The organism is Providencia sp. PROV114 (assembly GCF_032704305.1).
Taxonomy (GTDB): domain Bacteria; phylum Pseudomonadota; class Gammaproteobacteria; order Enterobacterales; family Enterobacteriaceae; genus Providencia; species Providencia rettgeri.
Genome location: NZ_CP120528.1, coordinates 566351 through 583378, shown reverse-complemented (window position 1 = coordinate 583378; position 17028 = coordinate 566351). Strand labels below are relative to the sequence as shown.

Below are 17028 nucleotides of genomic sequence, written 5' to 3'. Positions count from 1 at the left end.
CTTAGAATTTAAACCCTTTATGCAATGCGACAATTCCACCTGTCATATTGGTGTAGGAAACCTGTTCAAACCCTGCATTTTCCATCATACCTTTTAGTGTTTCTTGGTTTGGATGCATGCGGATTGATTCAGCTAAATAGCGATAGCTATCGGGATCATTAACGATCGCTTGACCAATACGAGGGAGTATATGGAATGAATAGGCATCATAAGCTTTATTCAGTGGCTCAATAACTGGTTTTGAGAACTCTAATACCAATAAACGCCCACCTGGCTTCAACACTCGGAACATAGAGCGTAGCGCTTTGTCTTTATCGGTGACATTACGCAGACCAAAAGAGATAGTAATGCAGTCAAAATAGTTATCAGGGAATGGCAGCTCTTCCGCATTGGCTTGCACGTAATTAACATTACCGACAATACCAAGATCACGTAATTTCTCACGCCCCATTTTTAGCATTGAATCATTAATGTCTGCGAGTATGACTTCGCCTTTTTCGCCCACTAAACGTGAAAATTTAGCGGTTAAGTCACCCGTTCCACCCGCAAGGTCAAGTACTCGCTGATTACGACGTACTCCGCTCGCCTCAATGGTAAAACGCTTCCAAATACGATGAATACCAAATGACATCAAATCATTCATTAAGTCATATTTTGATGCTACTGAGTGAAAAACATTCGCTACTAGGCCAGCTTTATCTTCTTTGCCGACAGTACGGAAACCGAAATCAATGGTTTCTTTAGTTGGTTCAGTCATTTCTCTTATGCCTGCTTATCATTCAAACTTTTGTAGGAAGTGTAACAGTCTTTGAGCCAAAACCCTATCAGAAGTCTAAGATTCCGCACAATTAGGCGTCTCAGACCGCTCAACCAATTGAGGCGGGATAGGTTGCTTAATTTCGACCCCTAGCTCTTTAAAACTTTCCGCCTGGCTAATTAAATTTCCACGCCCTTGAGCAAGACGCTTCATTGCCGATAGGTAAGTATTATTTGCTTTATCAAGACTGGTGCCTAAAACCTGCATATCATCTACAAACAAACGCAGCTTGTCATACATTTTTGCTGCTCTATTTGCTATCTCCTGAGCATTTTGCCCTTGGCGTTCATACCGCCAAATATTATTAATCGTTCTCACTGCGACTAGCAATGTTGAAGGACAAACTAACATAATATTCTGTTTAATTCCTTCATCAAGTAACTCGGGAGCTTCTTTCAAAGCCAGTAAATACGCAGGTTCAATAGGGATAAACATTAAAACGTAATCCAGTGAACGAATTCCCGGTAACTGGTGGTAATCTTTACGACTCAACATACGCATGTGATTACGGATAGATGCCACATGATTTTTTAACGCTTGTTGCTGTTCATGTGGATCTTCGCTATTGAAGTAATGTTCATAGGAAACCAGCGACATTTTTGCATCAACAACCACATCTTTCCCTTCTGGAAGATGAATAATCACATCCGGTTGATAGCGGCTATTATAGCTTGTATTGATACTAACTTGAGTTTCAAATTCACTTCCCTCACGTAAACCTGAGACTTCGAGGATCCGAGTAAGAATGGTTTCCCCCCAGTTCCCTTGAATTTTGTTATCCCCTTTCAGCGCTCGTGTCAGGTTAACGGCCTCTTTGGTCATTTGATTATTGAGCTGCTGTAATTGCCGAATTTCATAGGCTAAAGTGTGGCGCTCTTTGGCTTCCTCACCAAAACTTTGTTGAACTTGCTGACGAAAACCTTCTAATTGCTCGCGAAAAGGTGACAACATCGCCAATAGGCTTTTTTGTTGTTGCTCAGATGCACGACGCTCATTCTGTTCAAAAATACGGTTAGCTAAGTTTTCGAATTGTGCTGTCAGCCGTTGTTCACTATTTTGTAAAATACGCTGTTTTTCTTCGTTGGCTAGCTGGTTCTGTTCAAAACGAGTGATTACCTCGCGAAGCTCTGCTTCTTGTTCTCGGTTAATATCCCTTTGAGTACGCAGCTCTTGATCTAGCCTTTCGTATTCTTCTTTCCATTGCGCAAGGTGAATATTTTTTTCGTCACTTGCCGCAAGTTGGCGGTTGAGTTGTTGCAGTTCCTGATCTTTTTGCGTAATTTTTTGGGCAATAGAGAACCACGTTGCCAAGCCACCAACTAAAACGCCACTCAACGCACCAATAACAGCATATAAAAGAGAGGTATCCACGGTTAAATCCTTACTTTACAAAGTCTAGTGTAAGGTAATGGGATACTGTATAAGTGTCCAGAGGTAATTTAGCCATTGAAGAAAATTTTGCGAAGCGCTTCGCAAGCTTAGCCTATCCAGCTCGCAAACCATTTCAAGCCTAATGCCCCAGGCGCTAGAATACCAAATGCCCAAATCATCGCAGAAGCGATATTAGCGAGTTGGAAATGCCGTTGTGGCATGGCGCAAATCCCTGCAACCAAGGGAACAATGGCTCGCAAAGGCCCGAAGAAGCGCCCAAAGAAAATGCCCCAAATACCCCATCGGTCAAAGAAACGCTGCCCTTTATCAATCATTTGCGGGTTACGAGAAATCGGCCACATATGGCGTACATTTTCTTTGTAATGATAACCAAACCAATAAGAAAGCCAGTCCCCAAAGAAAGCACCAAGTGCTGCTGCTAACCATATTGGCCAGAAAGTAATATTACTTTCACCAATCAAAGCACCGAGCGCAAGTAAAATAACCGTTGCAGGTAACAGAAGCGACAAAAATGCCAGAGATTCCCCAAAAGCCAGAAAGAAAATAATAGGAAGCGCCCATACTTCATGTTCGCGTGTAAAGTCCGTCACTATGGTGACAATTTCATTGAGTGTCACGGTCAGTTCCTTTCATTAGGGGATAATCAGAATACTGTAACGAAAAAGTGGTAAATCAAAGTTAAACAAAGCAAAAACACCTTTGGGAAAACCGAGTTGTGGATAAAGAAAAACGGATTATCCGACAACTCATATTCCAATTAGAGCAACTTAGTCCAGAAACTGGCTTTGCAGTACTTCTCGTTGCTGCCTTCCTAAACCAAAATCTTTTTCTAGCCATTGGTCAACATTGCCATACTGGCTTTCAATACTGTTTAGTGCTGTTCTCAAGAAGTCTTCACGTACCGAATAGACATACTCAAATTTTTTCACGATGCTTTCGTCCATCGTTTTTGCATGCTCTTCAAGTAAGTGTTTGCGGTAAGGTGCAAGTGTTTCATTAGTCAGTAAGTAATCTTCCATTACGGTGTCTAAATCTGCACCTAAAGCAAATAACACCAATGCGGACCCGACGCCCGTACGGTCTTTTCCTACAGCACAGTGTTGTACTATGCCACCTTTTTCTGGTTGTTTGAGTAAATTGACCAATTGATGATAAGCGGGGTTGTTCAGTGGTAACAATTCATATAAACGAAACATAAAGGCTTGCGGATCAAATTGTTCCAATATCTCTGGCGTTAATTTATCTAAATTTGCGGTGACTTCTTTGGCTAACGGATTTGCTGGCGCATGCACATAATGCGCTCCTTGCCAAATGACATCAGGCTTATCTAAGATTTCAGCTTCATCACGATAGTCAATGATTTGGAAAAGATTTTGTGAACGCAAAACCGCTTCGTCTTCCTGTGTTAATCGGTCTAACGCACCGGAACGAAACAGGACACCGGGCTTAATTTTGCCACCGTTAGCAAGTTTTTTACCACCGAGATCACGAAAGTTAATACCGCCCTTCAAAGGCAGAACAGAAGGATGAAGATAAGGTGTTGTTGACATAATAATTCCTTTTCGCCCTATAGCTTTCATTCCAGTTAGCCATAAAATAAACGTAACCTGAATAATTTAAGGGCACATAATATTGATAATTGTTTTTATGACAATAACAGATCTAGCAAATAAGAGGATCAGAATATTTCCTGTAAATTGATTAGTAATTGCCAAATCTATCGAGGAAATAAAGAGAAATGAAAAGTGGATAAAGGGACTAAGCCCGCTTACTTTTTGTCCACAACCGAGTGAAAGTCAAGTAAACGGGCCAGTAAATCAGGGACTACAGTAAGCGGCGAGCAGCTTCAACCACAATACTTAATACGTTACCTTCCGTTTTCTTCAGTAACGCTTCATTTGGAATTTCTTGTTGGGTACGATTCACGATAACACCCGCAACCATACCAGCACGTAACCCTTTACTACTAGAACACATAGTCAGCAATGTGGCTGATTCCATTTCATAGTTCATTACGCCCATGTCTTGCCACTCTTTCATCGAACCTCTGAAATGACGCATCACACGGCCAGTATAGGTATCATAACGCTCTTGACCTGGGTAGAAGGTATCAGATGATGCAGTAACACCAACATGAACGGTCGCACCTGCATCTTTCGCTGCGGCATAAAGCGCATTAGTACAGTCAAAATCAGCAACAGCTGGGTATTCTAATGGTGCGAAGTGTTGGCTAGCACCGTCTAGGCGCACTGCCCCTGTTGTCACCAGAACATCACCGACATTGATATCTTCTTGGATTGCACCTGTTGTACCAATACGTAAGAAAGTACGGATACCAAGCTGTGCAAGTTCTTCAACTGCAATTGACGTTGATGGACCACCGATACCGGTTGAACAAACAATGACAGCTTTTCCGTCAAGCTCACCACGCCAAGAGGTGTATTCACGTAATGACGCAAGGTGTACAGGGTTATCCATCAGACGTGCAATTTTTTCAACACGGTTAGGATCCCCAGGAACAATCGCTACGGTCGCACCCTGTAAGTCACTTTTCTTTAAACCTAAGTGGAAAACGTCAGACATTTCAAACTCCTTTACACAATGGCATCATTAAATCAGTCAATACTGATTAATCGTTATTTGTAATATAGCGAGAAAACGATATTTTTTTAGTGATGAATATCACTTTTAATGAAAACAATAAAGGATTGATTTCATTATTTAGTGACTTGCATCACATAAATTCATGAATTTTATTTCTCTTTGAATTCCATTGCCATCAGTATAGATGAAAGTTTGGCATAACGACAAAAGCGCCCCTAATTGCTGGGCGCTTTGATTATTTGGCAGAACTAAAACTGATAACGCTATGTTAGAGAATTACATCAAGAACAAGGACACCAACTAGGCCTATCGCCCACGCAATGGTGGTCGGAATAGACCAAACAATCATTTGTTGTTTAACGTCCTTAATTCCCATCATTCTGTTCACCACCCAATACAGGCTGTCGTTGAAGTAACCGAAGAACAGAGACCCCATGGTTGCCGCTTGCGCCGCGACCAATAAGTTAATATCCGGTATTTGGCTAATGATTGGCGCAGAAATAGATGCTGCGGTAATCATTGCTACCGTACCCGAACCTTGAATCAAACGAACCAATGTCGCGATGATAAACGGAATCAATACTGGTGTAATCGGCAGATTTGCAACATGTTCAGCAAGAATATTTCCTGTGCCACTATCACGCAGTACCGCACCTAATGCACCACCCGCTCCCGTAACTAGCAGGATAATACCCGCTGCTTGTAAGCCTTCTTCCATACGGTCGATGACTTCTTCTTTTGTTGCTTTTGGCATTAATGTGTAAACAGAGATCAACACACTAATTGATAATGCAATAATTGGTGCGCCTAAGAATTCAAATGTTTGGAAATACCAATTACTTTCCATACCTTGGAAAGATTCTGTTTTGAGAATTAATCCATTGATAGCATTGATAAAAATTAACAAAATAGGTGTGATAATCGGTAAAAGCGATAAGAACAGGCTTGGTAATGGCTTATTCGCTTTTTCTTCCATATAACGAGCGTGAACTTCTTTCAGGTCTTCACTGCCCGTTTCATCTGGCATAAATTCAGGGTACTTAGTCCCTAACCATTTTGCGTAAAACACAATACCGATAACACAAGGGATAGCCAGGCTCATACCCGCTAGGATCATGGCGCCAACATCGACACCAAAAATCCCTGCCACGCCTAAAGGCCCTGGTGTTGGTGGAACGGTATGGTGTGTCACCACTAGCCCACCAGCGAGTGCAACGCCTAAAGTTAGTATGCTACGTTTACCATTTTTGGCTAATGCTTTTGCCAATGGATATAAAATCACAAAAGCAGAGTCAACGAAGATAGGAATACTGACAATATAACCGGTAATTGCCAGAGCCCATTCTTCACGCTTTTTACCTAACCATTTGATAAAGCTATAAGCGATTTGTTCAGCAGCACCTGAAACTTCCAGCACCCTTCCCATCATTACCCCGAGTCCGATAACGATACCGATGCTACCGAGTGTTGACCCAAAGCCTTTTGTAATGACTGTCACTGTCTCTGCGGCAGTCAAACCACCAGATACACCAGCGATTGCCGCAGCAATTAGCATAGCTAATAACGCATGAACACGCGTTCGTAATACTAAAAAGATCAGGACAAATATGGCCACTGCGAGGCCAATAACAGGAATATAGGACATAGGCTATCTCCTACTTAGACGAGCCGTGGTGAGTGATAAACGAACGGATCGCATCACCAAATGAGCCATCTGCACGGAAACCGAGATCCAATGCACGGCTAATATCAAATTTACCCGGCCAACTCGCCACAATGCGGTTAATAGCTTCATCTGGTTCAAAACGAATAAGATCCACCGCTTCTTGGCCTGCAACATCACGCAGGGCATCAATCATGCCTTGAACAGTAACCGTAATACCTGGTAGGTTCACAGTGCGAGATTTACCGAATTTCTCAGCAGGGATACTGACCGCATGAATAAAGTTGTTAATCACGGTTTCAGGGCTAGATAACCATAGCGCAAGGTCAGGGGAGACAGGGCAAACACTTTCAACCCCATTTAATGGCTCACGAATAATGCCACTTGCGAATGAAGACGCCGCTTTATTGGGTACACCAGGACGAATACTAATGGTGGGTAAACGCATCACACGGCCATCAACAAAGCCTTTACGTGAATAGTCATTGACCATCAGTTCACACATCGCTTTTTGAGCGCCATAGGATGACTGTGGGTTAACGACACACAAGTCTGTGATGACATCCGGTAGCTCACCACCAAACACGGCAAGAGAACTGGTGAACATAAATTTGATTGCTGGGTTCTTGGCTCGAGCGACTTCCAATAATTGGCGAGTAGCTTCGAAGTTAACCTTCATACCCAAGTCAAAGTCACTTTCAGCGTGACTACTTACGATAGCGGCAAGGTGGAAAACCACATCGGTTTGTGCATCGATCAGTTTATCAGCCGCGCCTGCTTGCGTTAAATCTAACGCAACGCAACTGACTCTGGCATCTTCAACCGGTGATGTAGGGCATTGAATATCGGCTAAAACAAGGTGGTCAAATTTTAAACCCTGGCTATTTTTAAGCAAAGCAGCGGCTAGCTGCTGGCCCAGAAAGCCTGCGCCACCAGTAATAATAACTTTCATTGTAATTCTCCTTGCTATAGCCTTTTAGCTGGCTATGCAGTTTTAGGTAAGATTATTTATGTTTTATGTCTTGATTAAATGAAGTTTTATGTTTTGTTCTGTTATCCGCTGCACCACATCAGCTGGCAACTGGTCATCGCAAATGATGTCGTGCAATTGATTCAATGGGCAAACACGAAACATGCCATATTTGCCGAATTTGCTACTGTCTGAAACCAGTACACAGCGACGGGCAACATCCAATAGCGTTTGTTTTATCTGAACTTTTTCTTCATGTGGGGTAGAAACCCCGTGCTGTAAATCCCATGAGCTAGTGCTGATAAAAGCAATATCAACATTGAGTGTTTTCAGCATCATCGCGGCCGTATTTCCTACACTAGAATGGTTACGTTTATCCACCAATCCCCCGGTGTGGTATAGGTTTAGCTGCGATTTATTCATTAAGTACTGCATAATCGAAAAATCATTAGTGACAATCGTTAAGTTAAAACGCTCACCGAGTACGCGCGCTATCTCAAAAGTGGTGGTTCCTGCATCGAGATACACCACTTGCCCATCTTCAACTAATGAGCTGGCAAACTGACCAATTTCACGCTTATGGCGATGATGCAACCGCGCCTTTTCACTCCAAGGTAGCTCTTGGCGCAACACATCATTTAACTTAACTCCACCACTGATACTGAGTACCTTCCCTTCTTCTTCTAACATCCGAATATCACGTCGCACTGTCATATGAGAGACATTCATTAGCTCAACCAAATCACTGATCGATACGGTTTGATGTTCATGCACGTAACGGTAAATAAAATCACGACGCTCAGAAGGGAGCATAGGTTCTCCTAATTATGAATTTGCTTGTTTAAGCCAGCCTAATCCATCTTCGGTGCGGCCTGCAGGATGGTATTCACATCCTAACCAACCCTCATAACCCATTTCATCCAACTGCTTAAAAATCCATGGGTAATTGACTTCACCGCTATCCGGTTCATGACGATATGGGACTGACGCTATCTGAATGTGACTAAATTTACCCCATAAACGCTCAATTGTTTTCAATAAATCACCTTCCATAATTTGGCAGTGATATAAATCCAACTGGATAAATACATTTTCACGATTAATTTCAGGTAGTAATGCTTCCGCTTGTTTTTGCGTCGTCAAAAAATATCCAGGCATATCGCGGGTATTGATGGGTTCGATAAGCACACGAATATCGTGCTCAGCCATCACATCTGCCGCATATTGAATATTTTTGATATAGCACGCGGTTTGCTGTTCAAGTGTATAATTTTCATTCACTTTCCCCGCCATCGCATGAACTTGTTTACAGCCTAATGCTTTTGCATATTTCAATGCAGTTTGTACGCCCTCGGCAAATTGGCTCTCACGGCCCGGGAGCGAAGCCATACCACGCTCTCCCTGAGCCCAATTTCCCGCAGGCATATTAAACAGGGCCTGTGTTAAATGGTGTTTGCTCAGTTCACCCGCAATGACATTGGCATCTTCTTCATAAGGGAAGAGATATTCAACACCGTTAAACCCCGCATTCGCAGCACGTTCAAAGCGCTGTATAAAAGGCACTTCGGTAAACATCATGCTTAAATTTGCAGCAAATTTAGCCATTTTCGCCTCGCTACTTTTGTGGATAACGACTTTCGAGCTGTTCAACTTGCTCTTGCGTTAATGTTGTAAAGCCATGTGGGCGTAATGTGATATATAAACGAGCGGTATCTTCTAACTCTTCTGCATTGAAGAACGCTTGTCTTAACGTTTTGCCACCCACGACCGGACCATGATTCGACAGCAATACCGCATTATGTGTCGGTGCTAATTTTGCAATTTCCTCACCAATTCGGTCATCCCCCGGTGGCAAGTATTCAATCAATGGCAGTTTCCCCACTCGCATCACATAATAAGGTGTGATTGGAGGTAAACAATTTTTTGTATCTAACCCCGGCAAGCAAGACAACGCCGTTAACCAAGGTGAGTGAAGATGAACAACCGCTTGGCAATCAGGGCGTTGCAAATACATCGCCATATGCATAGAAACTTCTTTTGTCGGTTTATCTCCCCCAATCCAATTTCCTTGTGCATCGAGTTTACTCAGTTTGCTAGGGTCTAAATCACCAAAACTGGAATTTGTCGGTGTCACAATAATCGAACCATCAGGTAACCGAGCACTAATATTTCCTGCACCACCGCTGCTGTAACCACGGTTAAACATTGATTTAGCCCAATCGACTAACTCTTGGCGCAGCGCCTTTTCATCACTCATTAAACATCTCCTGTGCAAACTGGAAGAAATTTTCTTGGCCGAAATTACCTGATTTCAACGCTAACCAGTTACCGCTTGCTAAGTCCTGTACCCATGGCACACCTGGGGCGATTGGTGAGCCAATACTTAATTGTTCTGTCCCAAGGCTTTGAACCACTTTTCCGGAGGTTTCACCACCCGCAATAATAAAGGTGTCATACCCTTTCGCTTGCAACAGCGCGACGACCTCACCAAATACCTTCTCGACCGCGAAACTCGACTCCGCAGCACCGTATTTCTCTTGTGTTTTTTTCAGTAATTCAGGTGATTGAGTGGCATAAAGCATTGGCGCCAAACCCGTTAGTTGCTGTGCTTGCACCCAATCTGCCAATGTTTTGGCATACTCAGGGTTATTTAAACACTCACCCACATCCAACATTTTTACAGGAGCAACTTGCTGATAAGCCTGAACTTGTTTGTTAGTCATTACCGAGCAACTTCCCGATAAAACAACTGTTTTCCTGTTTTTCCCTGTTGGCTTTTCACCTCGTTGCGTTGTACCGCCCCATGGACATTGGCTATCCACATTGGCCAGTGCAGCACCGAGACCGGAACCCCCTGTCAACAATGGCATCGCTTTAACCGCTTGTGCGATAGGGAGCAAATCATCCATTGTTAAGCTATCAACAACCGCGTAACTCACACCTTGTTGGGCTAACTCGGTCAGTTTTTGGCTAACAACCTCACTGCCTTTTTGAATATCTTCAAGTTTGATTAGACCGGCTTGACCTTTTGATTGTTTTTCCATCACACGCAATAAATTTGCGTCGGTCATTGGCGTTACAGGATGGTGCTGCATGCCACTTTCATTAAGTAGCTGGCCATTCACAAATAAATGTCCATGAATCACCGTTCTACCGTTAACGGGTAGCGCGGGGCAAACTAATGCTAAGTTTGTACCCAGTTGCGCCATTAATGCATCCGTAACGGGGCCAATATTGCCTTTTTCGGTTGAATCAAACGTCGAACAATATTTAAAGAAAATTTGCTGGCAATGCGCTTTTTGTTTCAGCCAATTACCTGCATTGGTCGATGCACTGACGGCTTCATCGACAGGACAAGAGCGGCTTTTTAAACTAATCACTATCGCATCAACATCTTGTGGTACTGGTGTGCTCTCATTGGGTTCATTCAATAACTGAACAACCTTCCAACCGTTTTGCACCATAAAGCCTGCAATATCTGTCGCACCGGTAAAATCATCTGCTATTACGCCTAACTTCACTGTCATGCTTTTTTCTCCGGTAAAGTAATACCTTTAAATGTTTTAATCACCGCGCTGTCATCCTGTTGACCAAAGCCTTCATTGCTCGCTGAAATAAACATTTGATGAGCTGTTGAAGCAAGTGGTAATGGGAAATTTAGTGCTTTTCCAGTTTCCATCACTAGCCCTAAGTCTTTGACAAAAATATCTACTGAGGATTTTGGCGTATAATCACCGTCTAAGACATGTTGCATACGGTTTTCAAACATCCATGAATTTCCAGCTGCATGAGTGACAATGTCGTACATCACGTCAAGCTCAATACCCGCTTTGGCGGCTAAAGCCATACTTTCTGCCGCAACAGCAATGTGTACCCCAGCTAATAACTGGTGAATCGTTTTGACGGTTGAACCTAAGCCAACTTCATTCCCTACTCGATACAAGCGCTCAGAAATAGCGTTAAATACGGGTGAAAGCTGCTCAAATAGAGCTGGTTCACCTGAAGCCATGATGGTCAACTTCCCTTCAGCGGCTTTAATTGAGCCACCTGAAATAGGCGCATCTACAAGGGGTAATTGATATACAGCAAGTCGCTGAGCGATATTTTTAGTTTGTTCCGCAGCCAAGGTACTGTGCAGCACAATAACTGTGCCGGGGCGTAATTGTTCAACTAAAGGCTGTTCACCCGAAAACAAAATGGCTTCAACTTGACGACCATTAACCACTACCAGCAACAAAGCATCAATTTCATGGGCAAATTCCGCTGCATTTTGCCCCACTGCAATTGCTCCTGCATTAAATAGGCTTTTGCATGCATCTTGGTTTAAATCAAATCCATAGGTGGGAATGTTATTTTTTATAAGAGATTGTGCGATCCCCATCCCCATAGAACCTAGGCCAATCACGCCAATTTTATTAACGAAATTTCCCATAATGACCCCTGATGTTGTTAATCTTCGTGACTGTTGTGAATTTTCACACAATAAAATTCACAAACACATGACTAATATCACATTTGAGATAATATAAAAAACCAACAAATAAAGCATAACAAGTTGAATTAAAACAAAATAAAAAACACCGCACCTCAAACACACTTTCACAGGATAATGTGATAAAAAATGTGATGCACATTATGTTTATTCACGTTTAATTCACAAATGCCAAACCGTGGTTTTTTTACTGGGCTATATTCAATGCATCATTTCTATTGACCTAAAACTTAAATTGCTGAAAATAGCCGACTACAATTTTTTGAATAATGCTCCATACTATGAATGAGAGCATAAATTGGCAGATTGCCTAGGAGATAACATGGGGTTGTTTGAGCAAATGATGGGTATGGTTGCAGGCGATAAAATGCAACAGTTTCAATCAGTAATAAACTGGGTTGAGAATCAAGGTGGCCTTCAAGGTGTTATCGAAAAATTTAATGAACAAGGCTTAGGTGGTGTTATTGCCTCGTGGATCAGTGAAGGGAATAATTTACCTATCGATGCCAGCCAATTAATGCAAGTTTTTGGAAATGCGAATATCCAAGAATTGGCTCAACAGGTAGGCTTAGAACCTCAAGCAACCTCACAAATGATTGCTAAATATCTTCCTCAGTTAGTTGACAGCGCCACACCAAATGGCGAAGTTCCAGAAAACCTCGATTTGGCTTCTATCGGTATGAACTTACTGAAATCCAAATTATTTGGTTAATATTTTCTAAAAAGGCAGGTTTCCCTGCCTCAGACTGCTGAAAACATATTATGTTTGGCGACAAGTCGAATAGGTTTTGAAAATAAACGAGGAAAATCAATTTATTGATTTTCGGCTGATAACACAAAGCGGGAAAAACCACGCTTTTATCCCGCTTTGTCAACAACCTCAGGCAGGTTTCCCTGCCTTTTTGACACACTAACTAGTCGCCATTTTACTGCTCATTTCTAAGCTGTTTCGCTGCCTCAACCATGTTGGCTAATGCTTGGCGAGTTTCTGGCCAGCCGCGAGTTTTCAAGCCACAATCTGGGTTTACCCATAAGCGCTCAACCGGAACACGCTTCGCTGCCTTTCTTAATAGCGCAACAATCCATTCCACATTAGGTACATTTGGTGAGTGAATATCGTACACTCCTGGACCAATTTCATTTGGATAATCAAAATCTTCGAATGCATCTAACAAATCCATATCTGAACGTGATGTTTCAATCGTGATCACGTCGGCATCCAATGCCGCAATGGAATCCATGATGTCATTGAATTCGCAATAGCACATATGGGTGTGAATTTGTGTGTCGTCATCCGCAATCGCAGCACTGAGTTTGAAAGCATCAACCGCCCATTTGAGGTAAGCCGCCCACTCGTCTCGACGCAATGGTAACCCTTCACGCAGTGCAGGCTCATCGATTTGAATAATACCGATACCTGCTTTTTGTAAGTCGTCGACTTCATCACGCAAGGCTAGCGCAATTTGTTTCGCAATCGTTTCACGGCTCACATCTTCACGCGGGAATGACCAACATAGAATAGTGACTGGGCCGGTTAACATCCCTTTGACCGGTTTTTCCGTTAAGGACTGAGCATATTTTGCCCACTCTACTGTAATCGCTTCTGGGCGACTAATATCACCAATGATCACTGGGGGTTTTACACAACGCGAACCATAACTTTGCACCCAACCATTTTGGGTAAATACATAACCATCAAAGTGCTCACCGAAGTATTCCACCATGTCATTACGTTCAGCTTCACCATGCACAAGGACATCGATATCTAAAATTTCTTGTTCTTTAATGGCTTGCTTAATATGCTCACTAATATTGGTGCGATAGTAGGTTTTATCCACATTCCCTTTTTTGAAGTCTAAACGTAATGTTCTGATTTCACTTGTTTGAGGAAATGAGCCAATCGTGGTTGTCGGCCATAATGGTAAGTTAAAGCGTTGACGTTGGCGTGCTGCTCGCTGTGGATAGGGGCTATAACGTTCTGTATCCCCTTCGCTGATTGCTGCTAAACGCTGAGCTACTGATGCATTATTCACACGAGCTGATGTTCTACGCGCTCGAATAGGTGCACTGTATGTATCTAATTCAGCAATATGGCTGTCTGTTGGCTGATTTAACGCTTTTGTTAACAGAGCAAGTTCTTCACATTTTTGGATAGCAAAAGCAAACCAGCTTTTCACCTCAGCATCTAAACGTGTCTCATCATTTAAGTCAATTGGGCTGTGTAGTAATGAACATGACGTTCCTACCCATATATCACGCTGGCCTAAGAACGGCTTCACCTGTAAGAATTTTTCCCCTAAGTCAGCCTTCCATACGTTACGACCATTAATAATTCCTAGTGATAATACCCAGTCTGCTGGCAGTATTTGGTGTAATTTTTCAATATCATCAGCGCCTGCAACCACATCAACATGTAGACCTTGCACAGGGAGTTGCTTAATCAAGTCTACATGGTGACTAATGCCATCGAAATAGGTGGTTAACAGTAATTTTATTTGGCCTGACAGCGCTTGGTAAGCCTGCTGATAAGCTTGCTGCCATTGCTCTGGTAAATCTAACACTAATGCAGGCTCATCAATTTGCACCCACTCAAGACCTTTTTCTGCTAAGCGCGACAGGATCTCCTGATAAACAGGTAATATTTCATTCAATAATGATAAGCGGTCAAACGGTTCACCTTTCACTTTACCTAACCAAAGGTAAGTAATAGGACCAATGATAACCGGTTTCACATTATGGCCTAATGCTAATGCCTCATCGACTTCATCAAACAGTTGTGTCCAAGACAGCGAAAATTGTTGCCCTTTTTGAAATTCAGGCACGATGTAGTGGTAGTTAGTATTAAACCATTTCGTCATCTCGCCTGCTGGAGCAGGTTTGCCCGTTGGTGCGCGACCGCGAGCAACACGAAATAAAGTATCCAAATCAATCGAACCATCTTCATTTTGATGGCGTGGCGGTACATTGCCCAATAGCAAACTGGTTGTCAGCACTTGGTCATACCAAGCGAAATCACCAACAGGTAATAGCTCAACGCCCGCATTTTTTTGTTGCTGCCAATGGCGCACACGTAACTGATAACCGGTTTCTAATAGTGTGGCCTGATCAATTTTACCTGCCCAATAATCTTCTTGTGCACGCTTGAGCTCTCTTTTTAGACCGACACGTGGAAATCCAAGTGTATGATTTATAACAGACATATTGACCCCTTAAAATATTTAGCCGTCTAGATGTTTACACATCCATAATCAACAGGTACTGTATAAAGCACAAGCGCAAATTATTCATTGTCACCGTGAAGGTTTCTCATGATCGAATTAAAACATCTAAAAACATTGCAAGCGCTCAGCCAATACGGTTCATTAGCGGCAACAGCAACACACTTGCACCAGACACAATCTGCTCTATCACACCAATTTAGTGATTTAGAGCATCGATTAGGTTTCCGGTTATTTGTTCGTAAAAGCCAACCATTGCGCTTTACGCCACAAGGAGAAGTCTTATTACAATTAGCACAACAAGTTCTGCCATTAGTAAAAGATGCCATTCGAGTATGTAATGAGCCTGGGGTTTGTGCGTTACGCATCGCTATTGAATGCCATAGCTGCATTCAGTGGTTGACCCCTGCATTACAGCAATTCAGACAAACTTGGCCTCAAGTTAGCATCGATTTTAAATCTGGGGTGACGTTCGACCCACAGCCTGAGTTACTTTCAAGGGAATTGGATATTGTGATGACCTCTGACATTTTGCCAGATCAAGGCATCCACTATACGCCAATGTTTGATTATGAAGTGAAGCTGATTGTGGCGAATGACCATCCGCTAGCCAAAAGACCGCATATTGAGCCCCATGATTTGGCGGATGAAACGTTGTTTATCTACCCGGTACAACGGGATCGCTTCGATGTTTGGCGCCATTTTCTGCAACCTGCAGGCGTGTCACCTAATGTGAAAAATGTTGATAACACATTAATTTTAATTCAAATGGTCGCAGCTAAAATGGGCATTGCCGCACTGCCTCACTGGGCAGTTGATTCATTTGAAAAACAAGGGTTGATCAAAACCAAAACCTTGGGTAGCGGTTTGTGGAGCCGGCTGTATGCCGCTTGCCGTGAAGGAGAGCAGCGCCAGCCAGCTATTGAGGCGTTTACTGAGACGACGACGGATCACGCTGTGGAGAACTTGTCTTATGTGAAGGCCGCGAAAGGATCCAACGCTTATGCACCCAAAGAGAAGCAACTATTAGGCTCGATCCTATGGTAAAACTCAGCCAATCCGGATGTTGTTGCCAGATAGCAAAATTAACTAATAACCCCGCTGGGACCATCATGTTATTCATAATAGCAAGGGTTCCAGCATCCACTTTGGTTGCGCCATAGTTCCACATAAAGTAGCCAATGCCTGAAGCTGCAATCCCCAACCACAGTAAGACACCCCACTGGAGAGTTGTTGTCGGCATCATCGATTTATTACCAAATAGCAACCACCCTAGTAATGCAATTAACGTTGCACCAAGGTAAAACCATGAGAAAGCCTGATGTTGAGGGATTGGATGCACCTCCATCAGACGCTTATACCCCACCTGCCCAATCGCAAAAAAGATATTTGCTAGCTGCACAAAAAGCAAACCTAACCAAAAAGATTCGCTCAAGTGGTCATAACGAATAATTGCCGCGCCAATTACCGCCAATAGTGAGCTAAACAAATAACCTTTACGCAACTTTTGCCGTTCTAGTAAGTCATAAATTAACGTGACATATAGTGGTGTTAATACTGTAAAAAGCAAAAATTCGGCAACGGTAAGGTATTGATAAGCATGGAATACAAATAGGTACATGATGCCAAGTTGGCAAGCACCCACTAGCATATAAAGTGCAATCACTTTAGCGCTAAACTGGCGCCAACGTAGGAAAGGTAAAAAAACTAGCGAAGCCAGTGCCACCCTTACAAGTACTGAAAACCAACTATCTACTTGGCCCGCAAGGTATTCGCCGATAAGACTAAACGACGCTGCCCAAAGCAGCGTCGTGATAACAAGTAACCACATAATGCTGTATTTCGCCCCAAACTTTACAATGTCGGCTAGAA

At 42.8% G+C, this 17028-nt stretch carries 16 protein-coding genes; 2 read left to right on the top strand and 14 right to left on the bottom strand.

Features of this window, described 5'->3' with window-relative positions:
• Position 1: 1 nt before the first annotated feature.
• From ubiE to ltnD, 12 genes are all read right to left on the bottom strand, one after another.
• The gene (gene ubiE, locus P3L37_RS02460) at positions 2 to 757 is read right to left on the bottom strand and encodes a bifunctional demethylmenaquinone methyltransferase/2-methoxy-6-polyprenyl-1,4-benzoquinol methylase UbiE (protein ID WP_047756010.1); all 756 of its coding nucleotides are present in this window, start codon (positions 755 to 757) and stop codon (positions 2 to 4) included.
• 75 nt (positions 758 to 832) lie between these two features.
• Complete coding sequence (gene rmuC / locus P3L37_RS02455) at positions 833 to 2188, bottom strand: DNA recombination protein RmuC (RefSeq protein WP_109912573.1); 1356 nt, start codon at positions 2186 to 2188, stop codon at positions 833 to 835.
• A gap of 107 nt (positions 2189 to 2295) precedes the next feature.
• A complete protein-coding gene (locus tag P3L37_RS02450) occupies positions 2296 to 2826 on the bottom strand; it encodes a DedA family protein (RefSeq protein WP_004914898.1) in 531 nt (176 codons plus the stop codon).
• A gap of 150 nt (positions 2827 to 2976) precedes the next feature.
• Positions 2977 to 3759 carry a tyrosine-protein phosphatase gene (locus P3L37_RS02445; RefSeq protein ID WP_109912574.1) on the bottom strand — a complete coding sequence of 261 codons (783 nt, stop codon included), beginning with the start codon at positions 3757 to 3759 and terminating at the stop codon, positions 2977 to 2979.
• Between the two features lie 274 nt (positions 3760 to 4033).
• On the bottom strand, positions 4034 to 4792 hold the full coding sequence (gene udp / locus P3L37_RS02440; RefSeq protein WP_004914901.1) for a uridine phosphorylase: 759 nt from the start codon (positions 4790 to 4792) through the stop codon (positions 4034 to 4036).
• A 289-nt stretch (positions 4793 to 5081) separates the two neighbouring features.
• Positions 5082 to 6458 carry a GntP family permease gene (locus P3L37_RS02435; RefSeq protein ID WP_004914902.1) on the bottom strand — a complete coding sequence of 459 codons (1377 nt, stop codon included), beginning with the start codon at positions 6456 to 6458 and terminating at the stop codon, positions 5082 to 5084.
• Positions 6459 to 6468: 10 nt separating this feature from the next.
• A complete protein-coding gene (gene denD, locus P3L37_RS02430; RefSeq protein WP_004260834.1) occupies positions 6469 to 7428 on the bottom strand; it encodes a D-erythronate dehydrogenase in 960 nt (319 codons plus the stop codon).
• 63 nt (positions 7429 to 7491) lie between these two features.
• Positions 7492 to 8259, bottom strand: coding sequence for a DeoR/GlpR family DNA-binding transcription regulator (locus tag P3L37_RS02425; RefSeq protein WP_004914906.1), 768 nt, complete (start codon positions 8257 to 8259; stop codon positions 7492 to 7494).
• Between the two features lie 12 nt (positions 8260 to 8271).
• A complete protein-coding gene (otnI, locus tag P3L37_RS02420; protein WP_117163038.1) occupies positions 8272 to 9051 on the bottom strand; it encodes a 2-oxo-tetronate isomerase in 780 nt (259 codons plus the stop codon).
• A 10-nt stretch (positions 9052 to 9061) separates the two neighbouring features.
• Entirely contained in the window at positions 9062 to 9703 is a 642-nt protein-coding gene (locus tag P3L37_RS02415) for an aldolase (RefSeq protein ID WP_109912576.1), read from the bottom strand.
• Positions 9696 to 10973, bottom strand: coding sequence for a 3-oxo-tetronate kinase (gene otnK, locus P3L37_RS02410; protein WP_110731420.1), 1278 nt, complete (start codon positions 10971 to 10973; stop codon positions 9696 to 9698). The genes P3L37_RS02415 and otnK overlap by 8 nt, the downstream gene beginning before the upstream one ends.
• Complete coding sequence (gene ltnD, locus P3L37_RS02405) at positions 10970 to 11878, bottom strand: L-threonate dehydrogenase (protein WP_004914916.1); 909 nt, start codon at positions 11876 to 11878, stop codon at positions 10970 to 10972. The genes otnK and ltnD overlap by 4 nt, the downstream gene beginning before the upstream one ends.
• Before the next feature lie 382 nt (positions 11879 to 12260).
• On the opposite strand from ltnD, the gene P3L37_RS02400 reads away from it, so the two are divergent.
• Positions 12261 to 12650 (top strand): YidB family protein, encoded by a 390-nt coding sequence (locus P3L37_RS02400; RefSeq protein WP_109912578.1) that lies wholly within the window; start codon positions 12261 to 12263, stop codon positions 12648 to 12650.
• Positions 12651 to 12864: 214 nt separating this feature from the next.
• On the opposite strand, the gene metE is transcribed toward P3L37_RS02400, so the two are convergent.
• Complete coding sequence (gene metE, locus P3L37_RS02395; protein WP_109912579.1) at positions 12865 to 15138, bottom strand: 5-methyltetrahydropteroyltriglutamate--homocysteine S-methyltransferase; 2274 nt, start codon at positions 15136 to 15138, stop codon at positions 12865 to 12867.
• Between the two features lie 108 nt (positions 15139 to 15246).
• On the opposite strand from metE, the gene metR reads away from it, so the two are divergent.
• Complete coding sequence (gene metR / locus P3L37_RS02390; RefSeq protein ID WP_109912580.1) at positions 15247 to 16203, top strand: HTH-type transcriptional regulator MetR; 957 nt, start codon at positions 15247 to 15249, stop codon at positions 16201 to 16203.
• Here the strand turns inward: metR and P3L37_RS02385 are convergent.
• Positions 16088 to 16987 carry a carboxylate/amino acid/amine transporter gene (locus P3L37_RS02385; RefSeq protein ID WP_117163035.1) on the bottom strand — a complete coding sequence of 300 codons (900 nt, stop codon included), beginning with the start codon at positions 16985 to 16987 and terminating at the stop codon, positions 16088 to 16090. The two genes, metR and P3L37_RS02385, sit on opposite strands and share 116 nt — an antisense overlap.
• Positions 16988 to 17028: the final 41 nt, after the last annotated feature.

Excerpts from the sequence above, each read along its gene's own strand:
- otnI (WP_117163038.1), bottom strand. The coding sequence starts at position 9,051 with ATGGCTAAATTTGCTGCAAATTTAAGCATGATGTTTACCGAAGTGCCT.
- metE (WP_109912579.1), bottom strand. The coding sequence starts at position 15,138 with ATGTCTGTTATAAATCATACACTTGGATTTCCACGTGTCGGTCTAAAA.
- otnK (WP_110731420.1), bottom strand. The coding sequence starts at position 10,973 with ATGACAGTGAAGTTAGGCGTAATAGCAGATGATTTTACCGGTGCGACA.
- P3L37_RS02400 (WP_109912578.1), top strand. The coding sequence starts at position 12,261 with ATGGGGTTGTTTGAGCAAATGATGGGTATGGTTGCAGGCGATAAAATG.
- P3L37_RS02425 (WP_004914906.1), bottom strand. The coding sequence starts at position 8,259 with ATGCTCCCTTCTGAGCGTCGTGATTTTATTTACCGTTACGTGCATGAA.
- P3L37_RS02435 (WP_004914902.1), bottom strand. The coding sequence starts at position 6,458 with ATGTCCTATATTCCTGTTATTGGCCTCGCAGTGGCCATATTTGTCCTG.
- P3L37_RS02445 (WP_109912574.1), bottom strand. The coding sequence starts at position 3,759 with ATGTCAACAACACCTTATCTTCATCCTTCTGTTCTGCCTTTGAAGGGC.
- metR (WP_109912580.1), top strand. The coding sequence starts at position 15,247 with ATGATCGAATTAAAACATCTAAAAACATTGCAAGCGCTCAGCCAATAC.
- udp (WP_004914901.1), bottom strand. The coding sequence starts at position 4,792 with ATGTCTGACGTTTTCCACTTAGGTTTAAAGAAAAGTGACTTACAGGGT.
- P3L37_RS02385 (WP_117163035.1), bottom strand. The coding sequence starts at position 16,987 with ATGTGGTTACTTGTTATCACGACGCTGCTTTGGGCAGCGTCGTTTAGT.
- ltnD (WP_004914916.1), bottom strand. The coding sequence starts at position 11,878 with ATGGGAAATTTCGTTAATAAAATTGGCGTGATTGGCCTAGGTTCTATG.
- denD (WP_004260834.1), bottom strand. The coding sequence starts at position 7,428 with ATGAAAGTTATTATTACTGGTGGCGCAGGCTTTCTGGGCCAGCAGCTA.
- P3L37_RS02415 (WP_109912576.1), bottom strand. The coding sequence starts at position 9,703 with ATGAGTGATGAAAAGGCGCTGCGCCAAGAGTTAGTCGATTGGGCTAAA.
- ubiE (WP_047756010.1), bottom strand. The coding sequence starts at position 757 with ATGACTGAACCAACTAAAGAAACCATTGATTTCGGTTTCCGTACTGTC.